Origin of the sequence: Streptomyces synnematoformans, from assembly GCF_039531005.1 — a bacterium.
Lineage (GTDB): Bacteria > Actinomycetota > Actinomycetes > Streptomycetales > Streptomycetaceae > Streptomyces > Streptomyces synnematoformans.
Genome location: NZ_BAAAPF010000550.1, coordinates 1 through 2,538, shown reverse-complemented (window position 1 = coordinate 2,538; position 2,538 = coordinate 1). Strand labels below are relative to the sequence as shown.

2 protein-coding genes and 1 pseudogene are annotated in these 2,538 nt (G+C 72.9%); 1 reads left to right on the top strand and 2 read right to left on the bottom strand.

What is annotated here, in order from left to right:
• Window positions 1–434 (top strand): annotated as a pseudogene (locus ABD317_RS35840) (hypothetical protein); the annotation flags it as partial.
• A gap of 63 nt (window positions 435–497) precedes the next feature.
• Here ABD317_RS35840 and ABD317_RS35835 read toward each other — a convergent pair.
• Window positions 498–788 carry a hypothetical protein gene (locus tag ABD317_RS35835; protein ID WP_344296049.1) on the bottom strand — a complete coding sequence of 97 codons (291 nt, stop codon included), beginning with the start codon at window positions 786–788 and terminating at the stop codon, window positions 498–500.
• 135 nt (window positions 789–923) lie between these two features.
• Entirely contained in the window at window positions 924–1,982 is a 1,059-nt protein-coding gene (locus ABD317_RS35830; RefSeq protein ID WP_344296047.1) for a PP2C family protein-serine/threonine phosphatase, read from the bottom strand.
• Between the last annotated feature and the right edge of the window lie 556 nt (window positions 1,983–2,538).

Below are 2,538 nucleotides of genomic sequence, written 5' to 3'. Positions count from 1 at the left end.
CCGCGGGCGGCAGCCGGGCGCAGGAGAGAACCGAGGGCAGGCGCGACGCGCCCGGCACGGGGGGTGCGACGGGCACGCACCCGGACGGCGGCGCGGACGCAGCCGGGGAGCCGGACGACCGGCCGGACGGCGAGGCGCCACCGGAGGGCGCCGCGCAGGGCGGCGACAAGGCCGCGAAGGGCAGGTCGGTGGAGCAGCTCTGCGAGAACTACTTCGCCGCACGCGACGGCGGGGAGAAGAAGCCGGGCGCCGGGAAGTCCTTCAACCGCCTCGCCCGGGAGGCCGGCGGCGCGGACGGCATCGCCGACTACTGCGAGAAGCACGCCGGTTCCGGCGCCGGCCACGGCCGGGGCGACGGCCACGAAGACGACGAAGACGAAGGAATGACAGACAACGAAGGAAAGACAGACAACGAAGGCAACGGGCGCGACTGAGCCCGCCGCCGCACGCCCGCCGGAGCGAGACCGCACAGCCGCCGCCCCGCGTTCGCCCGGCCCCTACTCGAACTGCGTCAGCACCAGCGTCACCACCCACAGCACGAGGGCGCCCGCGACCAGCCTCGCCGGCCAGCTCCGCGCCGTCCCGCCGAGCGGATGCCGGTCGCGCCCCGAGGTCCACACGACCCAGAACGCCTCCGCCTCCGCGGGCTCCACACGCTCACCGTCCAGCAGCCACAGCGCCGGCCCGTCGGCACGCGGTCCCGCTAAACCGGACGGGGTGCGGCCGTCGGGCACCTGCTCGACCTCCTTCACCAGCCGGCCGCCGCAGTAGCTCTCGCGTCGGATCACGTGGCGTTCCTCTCGGTGGCGGACGCCGCCTCAACGACTGCGCCCGGTCGGGGGAACTGATCATAAGACGAGCCGGTGACTGGCCCGAACGCGACCGACCGCACCGGACCTGCAGCGCGGCGCGGAGCCGTCCGCTCACCCGTCCCGGTAGCGCAGGAGCAGCATCGCCGCGTCGTCGTGCAGCGGCGCCCGCACATGCTCGATCACGTCCTGGCGCAGCGCCGTCAGCGCCTCCTCCGGATCGGGGTCCTTGAGCAGCCCGGCCCGCTGCTCCAGGGGGTAGAAGGCCCCCGTGCGGTCACGCGCCTCGGTGACGCCGTCGGTGTAGAACAGCAGTTGGTCGCCGGGAGCGAACCTCGCCGTGTACGGCTCCGGGCGGGCGACACCGTGCTCTCCGAGGCCCAGCGGTAAGGCCCGCTGCGGCGGCGAGAGATAGCGCACGTCACCGTCCTGGCGCACCGCCAGCGGCGCGGGATGGCCGAAGTTGAGCAGCGTCACCTCCGGGCCGGAGCCGACCTCGGCGAGGATGGCGGTGACGAACTTCTCGCCGTCCAGCTGCCGGTCCAGCGCGCGTTCGAGCCGCTCCCCGACGCACGTGAGATCAGGCTCGTCGTACGCCGCCTCGCGGAACGCGCTCAGCACCACCGCCGCGGTCTCCACCGCCTCCAGCCCCTTGCCCTGCACGTCGCCCACGACCAGCCGGACGCCCGCCGGCGAGATCACCACCTCGTACAGGTCGCCGCCGATCCGCGCCTCCGCCACCGCCGAGGTGTACGAGACCGCCGCCCGCAGCCGGCCCACGCTGCGCGGCACCGGCCGCAGCAGGACGCGCTGCGCGGCCTCGGCGATCGACCGCACGCTGGCCAGCTCCTCCTCGCGGCGGTGCCGCATCCGCACCGCCAGCAGCGCGGCGACCGTGACGCCGACGACGGACAGCAGGGCGATGTACCCGCGCCGCGACTCGAACATGACGTCGGAGATGCCGAGCAGGACGCAGAGCACCAGGGCGATGGCGCCCACGAACGCCGTGCGCTGCCAGCCCCCGACCAGGCCGGCGAAGGCCGGCCCCAGCGAGACCAGGGGCAGGAACCCGGCGCCGGATCCGGCGGTGACGTCCACGAGGGCGACGCAGCACATGACGGCGTACGGCAGCGCGTACAGCGTGCGGTGGTGCGGCAACTTCCGGTCGGTCATGCGCTACTCGCTACTCCAGCCGCTTTTCGGCCCGGCACCCTCGGACGGCGTGGAGACACGGCCTCCCGTCCTGGCCGGCCCACCCCGTGAGGCTAAGCAAGGATCGGCTTATCCGGGACCGATGCGGCTGAATCGTTGCCTGTCCGGCATCACGTTCCATGCAGCGAGCCCTCTGTGTTCGGGGCAAACCTCCCGCAATCGGGCGACACACGGAGACATGTCCCACCGGCCGTGGCCGGATCCGAACGGGTCGCCGCCGAGGTCCGGCCGCGGACGTCCGGGGGGTCGCCAGTGTCTCGCAGGTGCGGCATCGTCGTCTGCTGCGCGGGCCGGACCGGCGCCGCCCGCGCCGGGCGCACCGCCGTGCCCTTCTACCGCCGAGGACCGGGGAAGCGTCTCGCGTACAACTAACGGTTGTTCAGTATGGCGTTGACGTTGTTTGAAACCCCTGCGCGACGGGGATTGGATGGCGCTCCTGACAACGACCCGTTGTGTGAGGAGCCGCCGTGGCCAAGCCGCCTTTTACGCATCTGCATGTGCACACGCAGTATTCGCT